Raw genomic sequence first — 21425 nt, 5'->3', positions numbered from 1 at the left:
TTAATGGAGCTTGAATACCAGATAGTTCAGCTTGGAACTGACGCGCAGGAAGACCATCCGAACGATATGGAACATCTTCATATGCGTGGTATAGATGGCACCCGCGCCGACAGCCCCGACCGGAAGCACCTGGCCCTTCGATTCGTCGCGCAAGTCCAGCTTGACCGCGAACCGGTTCGGCACGGCTTCCGTGGCACCAGTGTTCGGGATCATTCCACCCTGCGCGAACTGGCCTTGTGATTGCGCCCAGACGATCGAGTCCACCTTTGCCTTGATGATTTCACCCGGATGCGTCGGCAGGTAGATCTCGGCGACGTCACCCGCCTTGACGTTGTAAAGCTCGTTCTGCTTGTAGAAGGCGACCACCTCCTGCTCGTCCTCAACGAAGCTGAATGCCGGCGAGAACGGAAACGGGACCAGCATCGTGCCCACGCGCACCTGCAGGTTCACGACCTTGCCGTCGGCGGGCGCCCGGTACTCGGTTTGGCCAAGTTCCCACCGGGCGTTCTCGAGCATGACTTCGGTTTCCGCGCGCTTGGCGCGCGCCGTGGCGATGGCGGCAAATTCCCCCTGGCTCCTGGCCGACAGCTTCTGCCTCGCCTCGTCCTCGACAGCTTGCGCACTGACCAGTTCGCCTTCCAGCTCGTGCTGCCGGGCCAGGGCATCTTCCCGGTCGAACTTCGAACCGGCCCCCGCTGCAAGCAGGGCCTCATGTTCCTTGAGGCGCTGGCGGGCGAGCGATAGCTTGGCTTGCACCGTGGCAACCTTGCCGGCCGCACCGCGCACGGATTCGCTGAGCTGGCGCGCCGCTGCCTGCGCTTCAGCCAACCCGGCATCGTCCGCCATCAACCTGCCCTCGAGTTGCTTGACCGAGGCCTGATACGGCGTCGGGTCGATGCGCAGCAGGACATCCCCTTTCTTGTAGCGCCGGTTACCCTCGGCCGGAAGTTCGACAATGCGCCCCCTCACCTGCGGCACCACCTGGAGCACCTTGCCGACCACCCTGACATCATGGGACGAAGGTGCCACCACGTTCAGCGTCAGGACCAGCAGCGTCAGGGCAACCACCGGAATCGTGACCACGATGACCATGGACGTCGTGTTCCATGGCAGCCATTTGAACTTGAAGAAGATCATCCAGACGGCCAGCGCGTAGATAGCAAGCAGCAGTGCATCCATTCAGCTCTGCTCCCCTGCGCCGGACGTAGCGCCGCGTGTCGGCGCCCGCAGGGACGCGACGTTCCCGGGGCGGCCGATGGGGGCATGTCCCGCGCCTTGCGCCGCTTCGTCTTCCGGCAGTTTGTCGGTGCCATAGGCCGCCCGGTAGAACACCGGCTTGGTGTGTGCCCAGAGCCAGGCCATCGGCCACAGCAGTCCGCCGAAGAACAGCGAAAGCAGGCATAGCGCATGGATGGCTTCCCTTTGCGGATGCTGCTTCCGGTGGGCGACCTTTTCCGGCCAGATATGCAGCATCCAGAACAGGTAGATGGCGGCAAGCGGCACGAATATCATCACCACCCAGGAGATGGCATTGGCAGCGCTCTCCAGGGCCTGTCCGCTGAGCAAGGAGGCGAACGCTGGTTCATGCATTGCCAGCAGGCCAAGGCCCGCCAGCAGATATTGACGCAGTTTCATCGGGGAAATAGAGAGATCGGGCACCAGGGCCCGGTGTTTGACTTGCCAGGTACTCGGCTGCGTTGAGAACTACAGTGTGCTGGTCGGCGTAGTACCCGTTGATTCGCTGCGGCTGTTCCGGGCGGTGCTGTCCGGCATGCGCCCGGCTTGCTGGCCGGATTGCGCATCCGTCGGGCAGCTCCGGCACGGGCTGGCTGAAACCGGCCCGGTTGACCGTTCGCTGTTGCCGGCTGGCACATCGTCCGCGTACAGGAGGTTGTACTTGCTCTGGCCGGGATTGCTGGCGGCACGGCAGGCCGCGGATTGCAGGCCGGCGCCGGTACCGGAGCAGGCTTCCGGCCGCGCGGAGGTGTCTCGCTGCCCGTGAGCGGGCAGGATCTGCGCGTACGATGGCGCGGCGCCGGCAATCAGCAGCGCCATGACAAGGCTGGGCACCCCACGACCGCGCGCGCCGGCGCCCGCTATCGAGACAGCCGAAAGGCAGTGCTTGAACATTCCTGTAGTTTCCTTCGAAGTGGATCAGATACCGTCGACGCAAACCGGCGCGGCCAGTCACGTCTGCGTGAATGTGCACACCTTATGCCGGTGGCGCGGGCGGGGCTATCAAAGAAATTAGAAAGTGAGGGCCCGTCGAATCGATGCGCCCCAGGCGTCGCCCGGTATTTCGAATTCCTTTGATAGCCGCCACGGCGAGGCCGGCTTACCCTGTGCGCCGTCGTATGCCCTCCCAGGTGAATATCAGGTTCACCTGAATTGACTATCCAATGAATGCTGTTTCTTCGATTTCTGCCTGTGTCATTGCCATTGCCACAGCAAGCGCCATCTCCGGATGTGCAATCCCTACCTCCGAGACGTGGAGTCCGTTCCAGGAGCCCTGGCCGTGGACAAAGATCGTCACCGTCAATCAGACCGATCATGACGTGCTGGCACTACGCGCCGGCCCTTGCGAGACCGGACCCGCGCCGCGGCACTCGCTGTCGGCGCCGTCTTTCTGCTTCCTTGGCACCAAGCCGGACGCGCCCTTCGCGATAACCTGGAGCGATGCCACAGCCGGCACGGAATCCCATGCCGCGTCCGAACGGGGCGAGCCGCATGCCTCGACGGCACCCCTGCCACACCTGTGGCGGGAAGATCCTCACGCTGGCAAACCCATAGGCAACTTCCTCTGCGTGGTTTTGCGCAATGATGCGCGGGTAGATCTTGCCGTTACCGCCAGCGCAGAAGCCTGCGCCGTACTCTAGGGCCTGTTGCTCCCCGGGGTAGGCCGGCTGACGCCAGCCCAGTCCACCTGCCGCGGTCCTTACTGTACTGAATAGCCGCGGCCCGCCATGCAGGCACGCCAGGCTTGCCAGTACGACGTCATGGCCCAGTCGTTGCTGGCCTGCGCCTGTGCGCTGATGGCTGCAGCCTGCCGGCGGTGCTGGCGATGGGCGGCGCCACCAGCGACGGTGCCGACCGCCGCGCCCGCGGCAGCCCCCCTGCCCGCGTCACCGCCAATCGCACCCACCACTGCCCCGGCAGCCGCCCCGCCCGCTGCGCCCCGTATCCTCTCGCCGCCGGGCAGGATCACCGGCGCTGGCGTGCTCCCTATTCGGGCCGGATCGACGCCGGTCTCCCGCCGGGCCCAGCCATAGCAGGCCCCATCGTCGTTGGCCTGCTGGTAGGCCGACTGTCCTCTCAGCGGATAGGCAATGGGCTTCAGCAACAAGGCTTGAGCCTGCGCCGTATTGGCCGCACCCGAGATCAGAACCAATGCCGTGCACGCGGCAAGAGCAAGACTTCTACGATTGCTCATGAACTCTCCTGAGGAGGTGCCATTCCGGGGCATTGCGCCATCTTTCCCCGGTGGCAGGGATTCGCGCCTCGGTGTGGCGGCAATCAGCGCTAGCCGATGCGCCCGGCCGGGGCACAGAAGAAAAATGCCCGCCGTACAGGCGGGCAAACCAAGGGCCTCGCAAGAGGGAAGTAATCAAGACGGGTGGTGCCCTAAGCAGGCATCCAGCCGTCCCCTCAATGCTGACCGCGCGCAGGAGTGTTCACAATCATAGAAGTTAGAAAGCCAGCGGACGGGAACCGCAGGCGACCCTGGTCTCATCACGCCCGCGCTCGCATACGCTCTTCAGGCCTTGCATGATGAAGGCGGACTGCAGTTCGATCTCATCGTCCCAGCGTTTGGCTTCGGCCACGTGGCCGTGCAGGTCAGCACAGAGTTCCGACAGTCCTGAGCGCCCGACGACCCCGAGAGTCCCCGCGATACGATGCAGCAGCCGCTCCAGGCGGCGGATGTCTCGCGCTGCCCGAATCGCCTCGAATTCGTTCAAGTCAACCATGGTCTGCGCCAGGAACGCTTCGGCGTATTCTTCGGCGACCGACGGCAGTTCAGGGAAATCGTCATCGGTTAGCTGCACTGGCGCCGCTACATCATCTGTGTGTGGCTGGTCGGCCGGGGCGGCAACAGCATCGAGCACCGAAGCCAGCGTCGCCAGCGACACCGGTTTCGTGAGATAGCCGGTAAACCCGCTTGCCAGTCCCCCGGTAACATCCTTCGGTCTCGCGCTTGCGCTTACGGCATAGACGGGTATCTCCGGCCCGCACCGCCTGATTTCACGAAGCAGGTCGAATCCGTTCATTACGGGCATGTCCACATCCGTCAGCACTGCATGCACGCCCTGCTCCGACAACACTGCCAAGGCCTCGTTGCCGTTGCCTGCTTCGATAACGCGCGCACCCAGCAGGTGAAGCTGGTCGCGCAGCAGTTTCCTGTTCAGCACATTGTCTTCCGCGACCAACACGGAAAGGCCCGCGACCGGAGCTGCAGACTGATCGTGCATGGCAACCACGACACGGTCTTCGTCGACATGCTTGGTCTCCGGAGCTTTATTGAGGACCGCCTGTGCAGCGGCATGGATACCGGCCAGGCTGTAGGCAGACACCTCCCGGCTGCCATCCGGCCGTATGGTCGGGACCAGCGGGCCCAGTTGCCTGAGCCATACGATAGTGGCGGGGTTCCGCCACCACGCTATGACCTGGGCCGGATCCAGGGACTCGGTCACAAGCAGGCAGTCGAATCTGTCCGCGTCAATGGGCTCGTCGATGCTGGACCGAAAAGATGGCTGGCATGATCCCCAGTCGAAATGGTTCAGCATTCCTTCGAGGCACTCTGGCTCACGGGACAGGACCAGCGCGCGGTGCGGCGCTAAGCGCCATTGCGCCGGGGTCTGATGCCCACCCGGCGGGCTGAGCGGCAGGCGAACCGTGACGCGCGTGCCAACGCCTAGTACGCTGTCCAGCGTGATACGTCCGTTCATCCGCTCCACCAAGCGCATGCAGATTGACAGTCCAAGCCCGGTCCCGCCGGCCTGCGCCAGACGATTGTTGCCGACCTGGGAGAATGGCTGGAAGAGCCGTTCCTTGTAGGCCTCCGGTATGCCAACGCCGGTATCGGTGATGACGATCTCAAGCTTTGCATCCACCCATTGCGCGCGCAGGACAATCTTCCCCGCCTCGGTGAATTTGAACGCGTTGCCAAGCAGGTTGTTGATGATCTGGGTCAGGCGCACCGGGTCAAGATTGAGCCGCGCCGGAATCTCCTTGCCATATACCGCGAAGAAGCTCAGCCCACGCCGGGCCGCAAGCGGCGCGTGCGAGATTGCAATGCGACCCAGCAGTTCCGTGACGACGACGGGCTCCTCCGCCAGACGCATCGCTCCCACATCGAGCTTCGAAAAATCGAGCACGTCATTGACGATCTGCAGCAACCCCTCGGCCGACACCTGCATGGCGCTTACCCGCGCCCGCTGCTCCGGCTCCAGCTTACCGAGGGCCACGAGCTCCATGTTCCCCAGCAGCGAGGAAAGCGGCGTCCGTATCTCGTGGCTCATTGACGCAAAGAACGCCACCTTGGCCTTGGCCGCAGCCTCGCTGGCGAGTCTCGCTTCGTGCAATAGCTGCTGTGCGCGTGCCGCTTCGGCATATGTGCCGGTCAGGAAGCGATAGTTCCAGTATCGATACATCGCAAACAGCAAGGCGAGAAGCGCGGCCGTCATCAGGCCGGCAACAAGCAGTTCCTCCCGCATTTCCCGGAACTGCTGCCCTAGCGGCAGTGCGAAGACCAGGTGGCCGAAATCCGCAACCAGCGGCGGGCGTCGCAGGGCCCATCCATAGTCCTGGACCCAGTGAAACAGCCCCTCCGGAAGTCCCTCCAGCCTGGCGTCCAGGCGCCGTGCGTTGGCCCCTGCACCTGAAGCAACCAGTGGCGTGTCCAGGCGATCGACGACAATTGGCTCCGGGATCGACAAGTTCGGCCAGGCTGGCCGAAGCAAGTCTTGCAGCGGGATCCGCGTCAACACGATGGCGTAGAGTGCGTCGCCTTTCGCGACCAGCGATGCGCCAACCATCTCCGGACTCCCTCCGGCCGCATTCGCCGGGATGCCCAGCCATACGACACGCTTCTCCCGCGCTGCCTGCAAGAGATCCATGTCGCGGCTCTGGAACCGTTCAAGAATCATCGTAGTGATGCTTGATGACGACAGCGGCGGAAGGGTCGCACCCACGCCGGATCCCGATGCGTCAGGCGCTTGATACCGATACGTCGCCCCGTTCGCAATCGAGATCATCTCGATCGAAGGCTTCTGGCTTGCGGCAGTCAGCGTCCGTACAGCCTGGTCGCAACTCTGCTCCAATACCGGATCGGGAGGCGCAGACGGAGACACCTGCGTGCATAGACTGCCGGCATGCGCGCGGTGCGCCTCGGGGACTTTGCCATTGCTGCGCAACTCAAGGATCAAGTTCGTCGCCGTCAGGGTGCTGCGGCGTTCGAGCACCGCATCGACGACACCTTGCTCGTACAGGCGCGCGACCTGCTCCTGGGCACGCAGGGATCCATTCAGGCGGGCAAGCATGGCTGCCGAAGCGATCGCGATGGCGACCAGCCCCAGCAGCAGGACCACCATCGAGAACACACGGCGCTCCCGCTGCAGGTTCCGCTTGACCGAGTGTTCGGAGTGTAGTGGCGATTGCTGCGAGCGCTCGCGTTCGTCCTGCATCAGGCAAGACCGTTGTCGCGTGCGTACGTGACAAGATCCGCATTACTGGTGATATTCAGCTTGCGCATTGCCGAGCGCTTCTGCGTCGCAATGGTAGCGAGCGATCGATGGAGATATCCCGCGATTTCCGTGAGCTTGCTGCCAGTCGCGAACATCCGCACAACTTCGATCTCCCGCGGGGACAGCGGGCTTGCCGTGCCGTTGACCAACGCCCCCGCACTTGACATCCTGGCCGCTATGCCCGGTGACAGGCGCTGGCCAGTGCCTGTTATTGCATCGACACAGATTTGCCTCAGGATGCCGGGCTCCTCGTTCTTCCCGACGATGGCCTCAACGCCCATCTCCTTGATGCGCGTGAGCAGTCCACCATTGGTCAACATCGTGAAAACCACGATCGGTGTATGTGGACGCGACTGCCTGAGCCGGTGGATCAGTCGAAGACCGTCATCATTGACCTGGGAACGCTCCATCGTGAAATCGGTGACGATAAGGTCAGGTTGTTGCGCTTGCAGTGCCGCAAAGAGCTCTTTTCCTGACGAGCATATTGCGGAAATCCGGACATTCGGAATCTCGCTCAGGGTAGCCTTGACTGCGAGCTGAATTACCGGGTGATCGTCGGCGATCACGACGGAGATGATGGGTGGTGGCATGCGCGTAAACTCAGACCGGCAGCACGCTTGGGTGGATCGGGGCGGCGTGACCAGCCGGCGGAACTGGCTAGGGCGCTGGATCCTACCAAAGGGCTCTCGCCCTCATTTGACAAAGCGGGACATATATTTGGCTGATCGTCCCAGGCCGGATGCTTGCATGTGGGCGCCGGGACTCGTTTGCCGATGGACTCCACCCGCGGGCCGGCACCGTCCGGACCCGCGCGGACGCAACTGGCAACGTGGCTCGGGAAGTACTATCCTCCCATGGGCTCAGGTAAGGAGGCCAAATGTCGCAAGGTTCTCGGCATTTTCGCAAAGCGAATCTCACTGTACTCTGCATGGCAGGCGTGCTCGTTTCATGTACCACACCGAGGATATCGGCGCCGCCCGAACTCCAACCCACCGACGCGCGTGGAACGATCGCGGTGCTGCACGCATCCGGTGTACAGATTTATCAGTGCAAGCGTGCCAACGACGGTCGGTTGTTATGGAGCTTTTCGGCCCCGGAAGCAACCCTGAAGGATGGCACCGGACAACTCGTCGTCAAGCACTACGCTGGGCCGACCTGGGAAGCGCCTGACGGCAGCAAGGTGACCGGCAAGGTATTGCGACAGACGCCCAATGCTCAGGAGCCGGACAGCATTCCACTCTTGCTGTTGCAGGCAACGACCACCGGCGGAGCTGGCCTGCTTGCGAGGACGCGTTACGTGCAACGGCTGAATACGTCAGGCGGACAAGCCCTCCCTCAGGCCTGCACACAGGAGGGACAGGAGAATCGCATGCCGTATCGGGCGGACTACGTCTTCCTGGAATAGCCAAGGTGACGCTGGCAGATACCGTGCCGGTTAAGTACTCCCCGCTGGCGGTGGCCTGCTGGTTGTAAGGTTTGGTGGCGCCGCGAGTCCCGAAGTATTCGCCGATGTTGCCAAATGGACCCGTGTGCAAGCTGTTTCCTGAAACGGCTAGAATGCCCCAACCTGCGGCACGACGGAGTCGAGGATCCGAATGCGGAAGATGCCGAAGTTCAATCTTTACACCTCCGAGCTATTGCCGGAAGGGTTTCGCTACGCTCCGGAGCTTAGTGAAATGGCTGCGACGGGGGATTATTACCCCGTCGGACAATGGTGGTTTATCGACGCAAGCTCCAAAGCTGGAAGGCTAGCCTACTCGGTCCGAAATCATGACGGTAGGAACCTTATCCCTTTTGCAAAAGTCGATGATGGCCGTGGCGACGTTGCATGCTTTGATGGCAACGACCACTCAGGAGATCCTGTCGTCTTGATGCTGATCCTCGACCATTCGAAAGCGAAGCTACTCATATCGCAGCTTCCAAGACTGGCTGACGGCGGAATCCCAATAGCTGTCATTTGGCTTCCCATCTAAAAAGACCGAGAAGGGTCGAAAAGCGACGACCGGCTCGCGACTGACAGAGGTCATCTACGACTTCTATCGGCTCTCCATGCCCCACATCTGCATATCAAGGGTGCCAGGTCGACGGCCTTTCAATTGGCATCGCAGGCCGTTGGCTTCCTGCCATGGCATACGAAAGTTTGTTTGCGGCATCGACGACTGTCTGCGCCAGCTCCAGCAAACGCTCTTCGCTTAGCCGCGAGGTCGGTCCCGAAATGCACATGGAGCCTAGCAGCCGCCAATGCAATCCGAACACCGGTGCCGACACGCTCGAGACTTCGGCCTCGCGCTCGCCGAGCGACAGATGAAATCCACGGCGGCGGATCATTTCATAAAGCTCGCCCGGCTCACCTGAGAACGCCAGGATGACGCGGCCTGGCGAACCGCTGTCCAGCGGCAGGGCCGCCCCGATCCTGACGTGATGCCGGATGGCCTGCGGTCCTTCGACCCGGACGAGGCAGGTTCGCTGCTGTCCCTCCCGGACGTAGAACGAAGCGCTTTCGCCGGTCTTGATCGTCAGCTCCCGCAGCACCGGCTCCACCACTTCCTGAACGTTGAAGGTGGCCTGGTAGCACGCGCCCAGCCACCCTGCTGCGCGGCCGAGCCGCCAACTGCCGTCTTCCTTCTGCACCAGGTAGTTGTCCGCCGCCAGCGTGCGCGCCAGCCGCAGCACGGTGGTCTTGTGGATGCCGGTCCGCCGGCTCAATTCGGCAAGTGAGAGCTGCGGGTCGTTCACCCCGAACGCCTCAAGAACGCGCAGGGCGCGAGTGACCGCTATTACGGCGCCCGTGCTTTCGTCGCCTGTAGACGCGACCTTTGGATCACTCTTCGGATTCATGGCACGAAACGAGGTGCACTCTGTGAAACGGCATTGTATGCCGTGAAACGGTCGACCACAATCCAATCACAACGAAATCAGATTTTGGAGACAAGTCATGAAGGCAATTTCCCGTCGCGGCATGTTGGTACTTGCCGCGGGCCTGGTGGTGGCATCTGCCGCAACGCATGCCGCGCCGCAGTACCCCACCAAGCCCATCCGAGTCATCGTCCCTTTTCCCGCCGGCGGGGGCACTGACATCATCGCGCGAGAAGTGACCAATACGGTGGCCAAGTCGACCGGCTGGGTGTTTGTGGTGGAGAACAAGCCAGGGTCCGGTGGCAACCTCGGGGTGGACGCGGCAGCCAAGGCGCCGGCCGACGGCTACACCATCGTCATGGGGCAGACCAGCAACCTTGCCATCAACCCCTCGCTGTACGAACGGTTGCCGTATGACCCATTGAAGGATCTGGCGCCCATCAGCCTGGTCGCCTCCGCACCGCTCGTCCTGGTGACGCACGTCAACTCGCCCTACAAGACGATGAAGGACGCGATTCAGGCTGCCCAGGCAAAGCCCGGAGCGATCAATTTCGCATCGCCGGGCAACGGCACGGTGGCGCACCTTGGCGGCGAGCTGCTTCAGAGTACCGCGAAGGTGAAGTTCACCCATGTCCCGTACAAGGGCGCAGCGCAGGCGGTCAACGACCTGATGGGCGGCCAGGTCGATCTCTACATGGCATCCGTGCCAACGTTGCTCGGGCATATCAAGAACAACAGGCTGCGGCCGCTCGCGGTGACGTCCCCGAAGCGTTTGCCAGACCTGCCTCAGGTGCCGACAGTCGCCGAGCTGGGCTATCCCGGCTTTGATACCGCGACCTGGTTCGGCTTCGTCGCGCCTGCCGCGACACCGAAGGACATCGTGGTGCGCCTCAATACCGAGTTCAACAAGGCGCTCAAATCCCCGGAGCTCGCCAAGAAGCTGAATGAACAAGGTGCATCGGTGCTGGCTGGCACGCCTGAGGCGTTCAGTGCGCTGATCAAGCAGGACATCGGACGCTGGGCATCGGTCATCAAGACCTCCGGCACGAAGCTGGATTGACGCCCTTATCTACCTATCCATTTCATATTGCTGGAGTCCATCATGACATTGCCCAACATCATCAAATCGTTTGAGCGCGTGCCCGCCGAGATCGTGGCGCGGGCTGCCAGGTTCCAACCGGCGATCCTCTCCGATGTCGGCGGACGCCGCGGTGCGTTGCATGGCCGGATCAGGGCCTTGCGCCCGACCATGAAAGTCGCCGGGCCCGCCTTCACTGTCGAGGTTCGCCCCGGTGATAATCTGATGATCCATGCGGCACTGGCGCTGGCGCAGCCTGGCGATGTTCTGGTCGTCGACGGCAAAGGGGACCAGACCTCTGCGCTGATGGGAACGATCATGATGCATGCCGCCCGCCAGCGCGGCCTTGCTGGTGTCGTCATCGACGGCGCGGTCCGCGACAGCCTCGAGCTGGACGAAATGCAGTTCCCGGTCTTTTCGGTGGGCACGAACCCTAACGGCCCCACCAAGGAAGTTGGCGGGCGCATTGGACACCCCATTTCCGTTGGTGGCGTCACGGTGAACCCTGGCGACTACATCTGCGGCGATGCCGATGGCCTGGTCGTGGTGGAGCGCGAGAAGATCGAAGCCTTGCTCGATGCCGCGGCGAAGAAGGAAGAGGCGGAAGCCAAGCGCATTGCCCAGATCAGGGAAGGCAATACCACCGCGCCCTGGCTGCTGGCATCGCTGGTGACGGCGGGCGTCCTGAAGCAGGGAGAAGCACTGTGACGAACAAGCAAGTCATTATCGTCACGGGTGCCGACCTCGCGCCGGAAGCCCTCGCGCTGCTGGGTGACTATGAGATCGTATTCGCGGGGAAAACGCCCCAGACCGCCGATATTGCAGCCCTGGCAAAGGAGCACAACCCGGTCGCCATTATCGTGCGCTACGGCAGCTTAACCGCTGAAGTCATGGACGCAGCACCAGCCTTGAAAGTGATTTCGAAACACGGCACTGGAACTGACACCATCGATAAAGCCGCTGCGCAGGCGCGCGGCATCAAGGTGGCCGCCGCGGCCGGGGCCAATGCCGCCGCCGTGGCTGAACATGCCTGGGCGCTGATCCTTGCGTGCGCCAAAGCTGTTCCACATCTCAACGATCGCATGCGCCAGGGTCATTGGGACAAAGCAACTTACAAGGCCGTCGAACTGAACGGTTGCACGCTCGGTATTGTGGGGCTCGGAGAGATCGGCCGCCGCGCCGCCGTGATTGGTGTGGCGATGGGCATGCATGTCACCGCTTTCGATCCTTATGCGACGACAGTCCCGGAAGGCGTAACGCTTGTCGACCTGCCTCGGCTGTTCAGGGAATCGGACGTGGTGTCGCTGCACTGCCCGTTGACGGAAGAGAACCGTGGCATGTTGAACCGTGAAACACTGGCGACGTTCAAGGACGGCGCGATCCTCGTCAATACGGCGCGAGGCGGACTCATCGACGAGCCTGCACTGGCCGAAGCCCTGCAGAGCGGCAAACTGTATGCCGCTGGCCTGGACAGCTTTGCCGTGGAACCGATGCCCGTGCCGCATCCGTTCCGCGACCTTCCCAACCTCATCCTGTCGCCGCACATCGGCGGCGTCAGCAACGCGGCGTACGTGAACATGGGCGTTGGGGCGGCGAAGAACGTCCTGGCTGTGCTGCAAGGCGTGGCTACGCCGGCCTGACCGACGCACGGCTGCATCATCAACTAGAACAGAAGTGTCGCGGGAGGAGCCGACGGACAGTCAGGTCTCCCCCGCAGCACAAGGAGACAAAGGTGTTTTATCGAACCATTGGCTGCCTGGTGGCAGCAACGACGCTGCTTGTCAGCCTGTCCGCCGTGGCGGCGTACCCGGACAAACCGGTCCGCATCATCGTGCCGAATCCTCCCGGCGGCGCCGTCGACGTCGTGACGCGCAAGGTTGCACAGAAGCTAACCGTGCAGACGGGGCAGAGCTTCGTCGTGGAGAACAAGCCGGGCGCATCCGGCACGATCGGCACGTCCCAGGTCGTGAACGCACCCGCTGATGGCTACACGCTTCTGGCGAACGACAACTCCTATACCACCCTCCCCTATGTCTTCAAGAAGCTGAACTGGGACCATCAGACAGCTCTGGTCCCTATCGCGCCGTTCGCATTTTCGCCGGTGGTGCTTGGCGTCAAGGCCGATTCGCGCTTCAAGGACCTGGCTTCCCTCGTCAGCTATGCCAAGGCGCATCCCGGAGAGGTGACGTTTGGCACCGGCGGCCCCGGTAGTTCGCCGCATTTTTCTGCCGAGGCGTTCCAACAGGCCGCAGGTATCAAGCTGATGCATGTGCCGTACAAGGGGGCTGGTGAGGCCATGGTCGGGCTGCTGTCCGGTAGCGTGGATCTGCTGGTCGTGTCGACCCCGACCGCGCTGGCGCCGGTCAAGGGTAATCAGATGCGTCTGCTGGGCATCAGTGGCAAGACCAGGGTGGATGTGTTCCCGAGCGTCCCTACGTTCGCTGAAGCTGGTGTACCCAGCTTCAGCCTGTTCAACTGGTCAGGCCTTGCCGCGCCAAAGGGCACGCCGAACGATGTCATTGCGCGCCTGCAAACGGAAATCCAGAAGGCGCTCCAGGGGCCCGACATGAAGGCGTTCCTTGCGCAGATGGGGTCGCAGCCGGGCAACCTGGACAGCCCCGCGTTCGCGCAGCTGATCCAGCGCGAAACCGCGCAATGGGCAACGGTTGCGCAAAAGGCGCATATTGAGAAGCAATAACCAGGAGCGGCAATGTTCCTACTTCAGCAACCGGCCGTACGCGATGCACAGGTGCTCACCCGGCTTCCGGAGTCGTTCCGTCGGCACGACCCCGACAACGCGTGGGCGCATGCCAATCGCGGCGGGACGACGATCGACTCATTCCTGGAGGGGCCGGTCTGGGCCGATGGCCATCTCTGGGTAACGGATATCCCCTACGGCCGCATTTTCCGTGTTTCGATGCAGGGCGACTGGGAGCTTGTTGCCGAGTATGACGGTGAACCGAATGGCATGAAGCGCCTGGCCAGCGGTGACTTCCTGATCACCGACTATCGCAACGGCCTGGTGTGTCTGGATGCAAAGTCGGGAACCGTAACCCCGTTTCTTGAGCGCAGGAATTCGGAACGCTTCCGAGGCGTCAACGACCTGACCTTCGATTCGCAGGGCAATCTCTACTTCACCGACCAGGGCCAGACTGGCTTGCACGATCCGACGGGACGCGTCTATCGGCTGACCCCAGACGGCAAGCTGGACGTCCTGCTGGACAACGCACCGAGCCCGAACGGTGTCGTCCCCTCGCCTGACGAGAAGGTGCTGTTCGTCGCGATGACCCGCGGCAACAGCGTATGGCGCGTGCCGTTGCAGGCCGACGGTTCGGTCAGCAAGGTCGGGCAGTTCTTTACCTCTTACGGCCCGAGCGGTCCCGACGGTCTGGCAATGAGATCGGATGGCCATCTGCTGGTGGCGAATCCTGGTCTTGGTTATGTCTGGGTGCTTAACCATCGCGCCGAGCCTGTGGAGGTGATTCGTAGCCCCGGTGGCACATCGCTGACCAATCTGTGCTTTGGCGGCACCGAGGGCACCACGCTACTTATGACCGAGTCGACCACCGGGACGATCCTGTGCGCCGACATGTCGGTGGGCGGTGCACCGGTGCACGGAGGACGGCTGGCGTGAACGGAGTATCGGGCGTTCTCGCCATGCCGGACACATGCCTGCGCCAGAGCGCCGCGGCCGAGCAGCAAGAACGCGGCCTCACCCACGCCGCGTGCCGCGGGACTATCGCGCCTCGATCGATTCGCGCTCGAACTCGCGGATCACCGGGTTGCCAAGGATGGCATCCCTTCCCGCCTCGATCAGGTGATCGACGTCCCTCTCGGGCAGACGAAGTCTGGTCGGCAGATCGTTCAGGCTTGCAGCACGCTCCTTGTCGAGGGCATCAAACGAGATCCGCGTGACGAAGAATTCGACTTCATTGCACCGCCAGCCTGGGCGGCGTGCAGCGATCTCCTGCTGCCGGGAATGCGGCATCCCGCACCGATACGCCACGAGGTCGTCGCGCCACCGCTGCATCATGGGAACGAAGGCGTCATAGGTCATTCGAACGTTGGTCGCCATTCCCGCGTCGATGGCCGCGTTTGCGACTTCGATTCCGGATGGACCATGCTGGCTTTGGTTCCAATCGCCGCGCGGGCCCTGACCGGCGTCAACAACGACGAAGAGTAGCCGCCGCACATTGATCGCGTCGTTCTCGCTCATGGGGCCGTAAGCCGTGCCCAGCAGCAGGCGCGATTGCAAAATGGTGGCCAAGCCGTAGTTGTCGGTCACCCCGCCGTCGACCAGCTTGATGTACTTTCCCTTCGAAATGTCCCGGTGACCGCGCACGGCGCTTGCCAACGCGCCAAGCAGCAGCGATTGCCCAGGCCTCTGGGCGTGGTCAAGGTTCGGCAGCGGTGCACTACAAGCCTCGGGATATTTTTGAAGGACGATCGGTGTGAAGAAGAGCGGGACCGCCATGGATGCGGCGACGGCCTCGGCAACGGGAAAGCTCGCGAGATCACTGCATAGCGCATCGAATGCCAGCTGGCTGAACGGGAACGCGACCCGGTAGTAGATGTTCGTGGCGTTGATCCAAACGAGTGGCTTGCCGCGGCGGAACATGTCGGCGAACGTCGCGCCCTTGAACACGTCTTCGTCGAGCCATGTCCGGAGATCTTCCCGATCGTTGAGGCCCCCCGCGAACAGGCGCGCAAGGTTGACCGGATTCAGGAGACTGAAGCGAAGTCCCGCCTCTCCGTCCTTCAAGAGCACTGATCGAAAGGTCGCCAGGCTGGCCTTGCCGTGCAGACCGTAGTATGCAGCGGTGATGGAGCCACCGGACACGCTGCTGATGAATGAGAGGTCGTCGAGCAGGGATGCGCCCCCAGGACCTCTCATGGCGTCGAGCCCCTGCAGCGCGCCGAAGGCGAAGGCTGCGGCCCGCGTGCCACCGCCAGAGAACGACATGGCGACGGTTGTATGGCCGGCGACGTCGGTGGGTTCGCGCATGGCCGCGGATGCGCTGCCAGCCGCGGCCTGAGGCAGATTGCGCGGAGCATTGTGAAGCGACCCGCAGGCACTGAGTCCCGCAAGCAGAAGCAGCATCAGAGTGCGGCAGGCCCTGCCGCAGGCGTGCCGCTGCTCCCCCATTCGCCAAGGCAGGCTGCTCTTGCGGCGAAGAGCATGGTCATGTCGAAACTTCCACATTGGACTAGGTCAGGAACGTGCTTGGCGTGGTGGCGGCCCGCAGGAAGGGAAGGTCCAGTTTCGTTGCCGCCAGGATCCGGTGTGTCCGGGTCCGTCGGAATATTACGGCATTGCCATGGGGGCCGCACGACCCGCGGATGGCGCCTGAGCAGCTTCGGCAGAAAGTTGGAGGGAGGATGAAGATCCAGGAATCAAACCGCCCACCGGCGCCAGGGCCTCAACAATCATCAAATTTTTTGAATAATAATAACAACCCTGATTGGCTGCTCGCGCACTTTCCTTCGCTATAGTTCTTCACATGTACGGCACGACAACGCAACAGAGCGAACAAGGCGCCGCCATAAAGAACTCAAAATCATTGAATAAATTTCATCGGAGAGAGCACCATGTCGAACGCCAAGCTGGAAGTCCTGACCCCGCGCAACAGCCAACTGATCATCATCGACCACCAGCCGCAGATGGCCTTCGGCGTCCAGTCGATGGACCGTCAGACCATGAAGAACAACGTCGTGGGCCTGGCCAAGGCGGCGAAGATCTTCGACGTGCCGACCACCATCACCACCGTCGAAAGCGAATCGTTCTCCGGCTATACCTACCCGGAACTGCTCGACGTCTTCCCCGGCAAGCAAACGCTCGAACGCACCTCGATGAACTCCTGGGACGACCAGAAGGTGCGCGACGCGCTGGCCGCCAATGGCCGCAAGAAGATCATCGTGGCCGGCCTGTGGACCGAGGTCTGCAACACTACCTTCGCGTTGTGCGCGATGCTTGAGGGCGACTACGAGATCTATATGGTGGCCGACGCATCGGGCGGCACGACCAAGGAAGCCCATGACTACGCCATGCAGCGCATGGTCCAGGCCGGCGTGGTGCCCGTGACCTGGCAACAGGTCATGCTGGAATGGCAACGCGACTGGAAGAACCGCGAGACGTACAACGAGGTGATGGCCGTGGCCAAGGAACACTCGGGCGCCTATGGCATGGGGGTCGACTATGCCTATACGATGGTCCACAAGGCCGCGCAACGCACGGCAACCACGCACGAATCGCTGGCTCCCGTGCACGCGCCGGTCGTCGAGCGCTGATGCATGTCCGCCACCAGTCATCCCTCGGAGCGCACAAGATGATTCCACGTCGAAGCGTAGCCAACGGCGCCCTCCTGCTGGGATGCTGGCTGGCCGTCAGCACGTCCAGCGTAACGGCGGCAGCGATCGTCGCCAACGCGCTGATCGCATGATCGCCCCCTCCGCCGAGCCCGGGACACGGAGCATGCCATGCTCCGTTGCCACATCAAGGAAGCGTTCGGACCGACCCTGCGTGTACTCGGGCTCCAAATTTCCAGCAACTCTGGTGGACTAGACGCTGGCACGTAAGGCAGCATCGAGCTTGTACAGACCAAGTTCCGAAATCCCATGACAAGAATTCGAAGCATCGCATTGGCTGCGTTACTGAGCATTTCACCCCTTTCCCATGCCGATCCCAGCATTCAGGTCGGGTTCTCCCCCCGGAAGGCTCGGCGCGAAAACTTGTCCTGGAGACTATCGGCAGCGCCAGGCACACCATACAAATGCTCGCCTACTCGCTCCAGGCTCCCGACATCACGCAGGCACTGGTCGATGCCAAGAATCGCGGCGTAGCAGTGCGCGTGGTGATAGACAAGAAACGCAACTTGGGCCGTGCGAGCAAGGCAGCCATGGACTTCGTGACCCGCAACGGTGTGGAACTGCGGACCAACGACCATTTCCACATCCATCACGACAAGACGATTATCGTCGACGGCAACACGGTCGAAACGGGCTCCTTCAATTTCGCGCCGTCCGCCGAGACCGCCAACTCCGAGAATGTGGTCGTCATTCGAGACATGCCGGAAGTTTCACGCCAGTACATCGAGCATTGGCAATCACGCTGGGATCTCGGGAAGGCATATCCCACACCCTGACTGGCGCCAGCTTGCGGGATCGCCGCGACAATCGGGCTCTTCTCGGCCAGAAGCAGTCAATCACGTAGCCCCCCTCGCGCCCCGATATCAGTCGGTCCAGCGGGCTGCATACCGCCAAGCCGCCCATCCGCATCACGGCAGCTTTGTGACAAAGTGAATTTCCGCTATGGGTCGGTCAGAGACAGCCGCGCCGGCCAGGAGCCGTCAATCACCGCCATGTTCGCTGGCCCCGCGGCCGGAACGCCCTGACCGCCAGGGGCTGCCTCGCTTTGTGGCGGTGGGCGCCGCAAAGCGCAAGCGGCTCTTCAAGCGCGCGGCCAGAAAGAGACAGCCCTGCACGTCCGGTCGGCTATCATGCGAATCCTCTCCGAAGTAGCTCCCTATGATTTCCGTCCGTAATGTCACGCTGCGTCGCGGCGTCAATGTCGTACTCGACCGCGCGTCCGTCACCTTCAACCCCGGCGAAAAGATTGGTCTTGTCGGCCGCAATGGCGCCGGCAAGTCATCCTTCTTCGGCCTTCTCAACGGCACCCTGCACGAAGACAGCGGCGAGTTCTCGATTCCCGCTGCATGGAAGATGGGCCAGGTCGCGCAGGAGATGCCGGAGACCGAGCAGAGCGCGACCGACTTCGTAGTCGAGGGGGATACCGTGCTGTTGGCCGCGCAGGCCGAAGTAGCCGCCGCCGAGGTCAGCGACGACGGCATGCGCATGGCGCACGCCTACATGGCCCTGCACGACGCCGGTGCACACGATGCCCCAGCACGTGCCCAGGCGCTGATCCTCGGCCTTGGCTTCAGTGCTGCGCAGCTTAGCCAGCCGGTCAACAGTTTCTCAGGCGGCTGGCGCATGCGACTGCAACTGGCGCGCGCGCTCATGTGCCCGTCCGACCTGCTGCTGCTCGACGAGCCGACCAATCACCTCGACCTCGACGCGCTGGTCTGGCTGGAAGCCTGGCTCAAGCGCTATCAAGGAACCCTGGTAGTGATCAGCCACGACCGCGAATTCCTCGACGCGGTGACGCAGGTGACGGTGCACGTCGACAACGCCAAGCTCGTGCGTTATGGCGGCAACTACAGCAAGTTCGAAGACATGCGCGCTGAGCAGCTCGTATTGCAGCAGGCCGCGATGGCCAAGCAGGCGGACAAGATCGCCCACCTGCAGAAGTTCATCGACCGGTTCAAGGCCAAGGCCTCGAAGGCGAAGCAGGCGCAGAGCCGGGTCAAGGCGCTCGAACGCATGGAGAAGATCGCACCGGTACTTGCCGACGCGGAGTTCAACTTCGAGTTCAAGGAGCCGCTCAACGTCCCGAACCCGCTGTTGTCGATGCTGGACACGAGCTTCGGCTACCCGGCGCCGACCGGCGCACTGCCGGGCACGCCGCCCACGGTCATCGTGCGGGGCATCAACCGTTCCGTGCTGGCCGGGCAGCGCATCGGCATTCTCGGTGCCAACGGCCAAGGCAAGTCCACGCTGGTGAAGACGGTGGCGCACGCGCTGGCGCCGATTGCCGGCGAAATCAGCGAAGGCAAAGGGCTGAATATCGGCTACTTCGCACAGCAGGAACTCGACGTGCTGCGCCCGCTCGACACGCCGATGGAACACATGATCCGCCTTGCCAAGGACACGCCGGCGCATATGCGCGCCCCCGGCCAGAGTGGAACCGAACAATCCCTTCGCACCTTCCTCGGCACCTTCAACTTCAGTGGCGACATGGTCCATCAGGCGGTTAGCACGATGAGCGGCGGCGAGAAGGCGCGGTTCGTGTTGTGCATGATCGTGTGGCAGCGTCCCAACCTGCTGCTGCTCGACGAGCCTACCAACCACCTCGACCTGGCCACCCGCGAAGCGCTAGGCATGGCGCTCAACGAATTCGAAGGCACAGTGATGCTGGTCAGTCACGACCGGGCCCTGCTGCGCGCCGTATGCGATGAGTTCTGGCTGGTCACCAAGGGCGGCGTCGAGCCCTTCGACGGCGATCTGGACGATTACCAGCAGTTCCTGCGCGACGAAGCCCGTCGCCTGCGCGAGCAGCCTGCCGCAGAGTAGAAGGTCATCGCCTGAAATGGTGGGACCCAGGCGTGAGCTTTACAGGATTCAGCGCGAAGGTCGCCATTGAGCACCTCGTTACTGATACGGCGAGTTCCGAAATCCCGTCGCAGTGGTTCTCCTTTTCAGAACCCTGCACATGCCTATTAATGGGAAGCTGCTCGCCGTCGAAGCAGTGACTGGAAAAGTCGGTCAGTTGCCGGGACCATCGCCAGCCCGGGGAAAAAGCGGCCACGCCATCGCCGCGCAGGCCCCCGCCAGGAGCCAGACGCCGGCCCAGCCGCCGCGATCGAGCAGTAGCGGAATCGCCGCAGGGGCAGCGAAGTACGCGGCGAAGACCAGCGTATTGGCCAGTCCGAGGGCCGTACCCGCCCGCTCCGCGCCCGCCTGCGTCGCCAGTTCGGTGTAGGCAACCCCATGCCAGGCCGAAACCGCGATGCCAGCCAGCACGACCGCGACCATGGTCAGCGTCGCCGGAACACCCTGCCCGACCGCCGCGCAGAGGGCCAGCGGCACGAACATCAGCGCGGCGATCAGCGTGCATTGGCGCAGCCATGCACGGCGGTTGCCACGCCGATCGGTACGGCGGCCGCTCCAGATCCGCATCGCCATCGCGCCGAGCTGCACAGCGCAAAGGGTGGCGGCGATGCCCGACACACCCACATGGGCCGCATCGTGCAGGAACACCGAGGCGAAGCTCAAGACCGCGACCTGGGGCGCGCACAGGATACCGATGGCCACCGCAATGCGCCAGACCCGCAGGCTGCGCAACGGGCTGGCATTGTCGTGCGCATGGCGCCGTGCCGACGCGGGGGCATCGAGATGCGCGGGTTCGTGCAGCCATCGCCAGGTCAGCCAGGCAGAGGCAAGGCAGAACGCGGCCAGGACTGCGTACACCCAGCGAAAGCCCATGGCAAAGGCCAGCCACGGCAACACGAGCGCCCCTAGCCCGCCGCCGAGGGGCACCGCGGTCTGGCGGATACTCATCGCCAGGCCGCGCTCGCCGTCGGCGAACCATCGCATCACCGCCCGCCCGCTGGCCCCGTTGACGCTGCCGCCCGCCAGTCCCAGCAGCGCCATGCAGGCCATCGCCACCGGCAACGGCGGCACGCGATCCGGCCTTGGGGCCAGAAACAGTGCCATCACCGCCAGTATGAGAGCGGTGGCGCCGAGCCCGTACAGCAGGACGCGACGGTCGCCCCACCGGTCGGCCGCTGCGCCCCACGGCAGTTCGGACAACGCGGCGCCGATGCCCAACGCACCAAGCAGCAGGCCAAGCCCCCCGTTGTCGATCTGATAGGCGCTGCGCAGCCACACCGCGGTGGCGGGCAACCCGTTGGCGGCAGCGATGAAGCTGGCGTTCGCGGCAACGCCGACGCCCAACACTTTCCAGCGATGCGAAGCAGCGGAAGCCGCGAGGGAATTGCCACCAGGGCGGGCAAAACAGACGGACTCGGCCACGACGGCCCTCCGATAAGGCTGTTGACAGGGCGTCAGTATTGCAACCAATATTCGTCTTGAAAATCAGAAAGTTTGGGACCAATTGTTTCGTTTTTCCGCAC

At 63.0% G+C, this 21425-nt stretch carries 20 protein-coding genes; 11 read left to right on the top strand and 9 right to left on the bottom strand.

The features are described 5' to 3' along the window. From CF68_RS18300 to CF68_RS18290, 3 genes are read right to left on the bottom strand one after another with little or no spacing between them, the layout of a single operon-like run. Entirely contained in the window at positions 1-1179 is a 1179-nt protein-coding gene (locus CF68_RS18300) for an HlyD family secretion protein (RefSeq protein WP_035821339.1), read from the bottom strand. Continuing rightward, positions 1180-1659, bottom strand: a complete 480-nt coding sequence (locus CF68_RS18295; protein WP_235205809.1) for a DUF3302 domain-containing protein — start codon at positions 1657-1659, stop codon at positions 1180-1182. Positions 1660-1704: 45 nt separating this feature from the next. Further along, the gene (locus CF68_RS18290) at positions 1705-2130 is read right to left on the bottom strand and encodes a hypothetical protein (protein WP_035821333.1); all 426 of its coding nucleotides are present in this window, start codon (positions 2128-2130) and stop codon (positions 1705-1707) included. Positions 2131-2399: 269 nt separating this feature from the next. On the opposite strand from CF68_RS18290, the gene CF68_RS36315 reads away from it, so the two are divergent. Beyond that, positions 2400-2876 (top strand): hypothetical protein, encoded by a 477-nt coding sequence (locus CF68_RS36315; RefSeq protein ID WP_084187297.1) that lies wholly within the window; start codon positions 2400-2402, stop codon positions 2874-2876. Between the two features lie 59 nt (positions 2877-2935). On the opposite strand, the gene CF68_RS18285 is transcribed toward CF68_RS36315, so the two are convergent. From CF68_RS18285 to CF68_RS18275, 3 genes are all read right to left on the bottom strand, one after another. Further along, a complete protein-coding gene (locus CF68_RS18285) occupies positions 2936-3430 on the bottom strand; it encodes a glycine zipper family protein (protein WP_035821331.1) in 495 nt (164 codons plus the stop codon). Positions 3431-3686: 256 nt separating this feature from the next. Next, positions 3687-6680, bottom strand: coding sequence for a hybrid sensor histidine kinase/response regulator (locus CF68_RS18280; protein ID WP_035821328.1), 2994 nt, complete (start codon positions 6678-6680; stop codon positions 3687-3689). Beyond that, entirely contained in the window at positions 6680-7330 is a 651-nt protein-coding gene (locus tag CF68_RS18275) for a response regulator transcription factor (RefSeq protein ID WP_035821319.1), read from the bottom strand. Before CF68_RS18275 ends, CF68_RS18280 begins: the two co-directional genes overlap by 1 nt. A gap of 287 nt (positions 7331-7617) precedes the next feature. On the opposite strand from CF68_RS18275, the gene CF68_RS18270 reads away from it, so the two are divergent. Both CF68_RS18270 and CF68_RS37730 read left to right on the top strand, forming a co-directional pair. After that, positions 7618-8145, top strand: a complete 528-nt coding sequence (locus tag CF68_RS18270; RefSeq protein ID WP_035821317.1) for a DUF3455 domain-containing protein — start codon at positions 7618-7620, stop codon at positions 8143-8145. Positions 8146-8344: 199 nt separating this feature from the next. Then, a complete protein-coding gene (locus CF68_RS37730; RefSeq protein ID WP_200872565.1) occupies positions 8345-8713 on the top strand; it encodes a hypothetical protein in 369 nt (122 codons plus the stop codon). A gap of 94 nt (positions 8714-8807) precedes the next feature. Here CF68_RS37730 and CF68_RS18265 read toward each other — a convergent pair whose 3' ends face one another. Next, entirely contained in the window at positions 8808-9578 is a 771-nt protein-coding gene (locus CF68_RS18265) for an IclR family transcriptional regulator (protein ID WP_035821315.1), read from the bottom strand. 97 nt (positions 9579-9675) lie between these two features. On the opposite strand from CF68_RS18265, the gene CF68_RS18260 reads away from it, so the two are divergent. From CF68_RS18260 to CF68_RS18240, 5 genes are all read left to right on the top strand, one after another. Further along, positions 9676-10656: a tripartite tricarboxylate transporter substrate binding protein gene (locus tag CF68_RS18260; RefSeq protein ID WP_035821313.1), complete on the top strand. Its 981-nt coding sequence runs from the start codon at positions 9676-9678 to the stop codon at positions 10654-10656. 42 nt (positions 10657-10698) lie between these two features. Further along, the gene (locus CF68_RS18255) at positions 10699-11382 is read left to right on the top strand and encodes an RraA family protein (protein WP_010812580.1); all 684 of its coding nucleotides are present in this window, start codon (positions 10699-10701) and stop codon (positions 11380-11382) included. Beyond that, positions 11379-12314, top strand: a complete 936-nt coding sequence (locus CF68_RS18250; protein WP_035821311.1) for a hydroxyacid dehydrogenase — start codon at positions 11379-11381, stop codon at positions 12312-12314. The genes CF68_RS18255 and CF68_RS18250 overlap by 4 nt, the downstream gene beginning before the upstream one ends. Positions 12315-12406: 92 nt before the next feature. Continuing rightward, positions 12407-13372, top strand: coding sequence for a tripartite tricarboxylate transporter substrate binding protein (locus CF68_RS18245; RefSeq protein ID WP_035821308.1), 966 nt, complete (start codon positions 12407-12409; stop codon positions 13370-13372). Between the two features lie 12 nt (positions 13373-13384). Beyond that, a complete protein-coding gene (locus CF68_RS18240) occupies positions 13385-14308 on the top strand; it encodes an SMP-30/gluconolactonase/LRE family protein (protein WP_035821306.1) in 924 nt (307 codons plus the stop codon). A 102-nt stretch (positions 14309-14410) separates the two neighbouring features. On the opposite strand, the gene CF68_RS18235 is transcribed toward CF68_RS18240, so the two are convergent. Then, positions 14411-15679 (bottom strand): patatin-like phospholipase family protein, encoded by a 1269-nt coding sequence (locus CF68_RS18235; RefSeq protein WP_051591580.1) that lies wholly within the window; start codon positions 15677-15679, stop codon positions 14411-14413. Between the two features lie 584 nt (positions 15680-16263). Between CF68_RS18235 and CF68_RS18230 the strand changes: the two genes are divergently transcribed. From CF68_RS18230 to CF68_RS18220, 3 genes are all read left to right on the top strand, one after another. After that, on the top strand, positions 16264-16962 hold the full coding sequence (locus tag CF68_RS18230) for a hydrolase (RefSeq protein ID WP_035821304.1): 699 nt from the start codon (positions 16264-16266) through the stop codon (positions 16960-16962). A 482-nt stretch (positions 16963-17444) separates the two neighbouring features. Next, on the top strand, positions 17445-17816 hold the full coding sequence (locus CF68_RS18225) for a phospholipase D family protein (RefSeq protein ID WP_200872564.1): 372 nt from the start codon (positions 17445-17447) through the stop codon (positions 17814-17816). A gap of 382 nt (positions 17817-18198) precedes the next feature. Beyond that, a complete protein-coding gene (locus CF68_RS18220; protein ID WP_035821302.1) occupies positions 18199-19863 on the top strand; it encodes an ABC-F family ATP-binding cassette domain-containing protein in 1665 nt (554 codons plus the stop codon). A 192-nt stretch (positions 19864-20055) separates the two neighbouring features. Here the strand turns inward: CF68_RS18220 and CF68_RS18215 are convergent, their stop codons facing one another. After that, a complete protein-coding gene (locus CF68_RS18215; RefSeq protein ID WP_035821300.1) occupies positions 20056-21324 on the bottom strand; it encodes an MFS transporter in 1269 nt (422 codons plus the stop codon). Positions 21325-21425 lie beyond the last annotated feature (101 nt).

Origin of the sequence: Cupriavidus sp. SK-4 (assembly GCF_000611125.1) — a bacterium.
Classification (GTDB): domain Bacteria; phylum Pseudomonadota; class Gammaproteobacteria; order Burkholderiales; family Burkholderiaceae; genus Cupriavidus; species Cupriavidus necator.
This window is presented reverse-complemented; position numbering and strand designations above follow the sequence as displayed.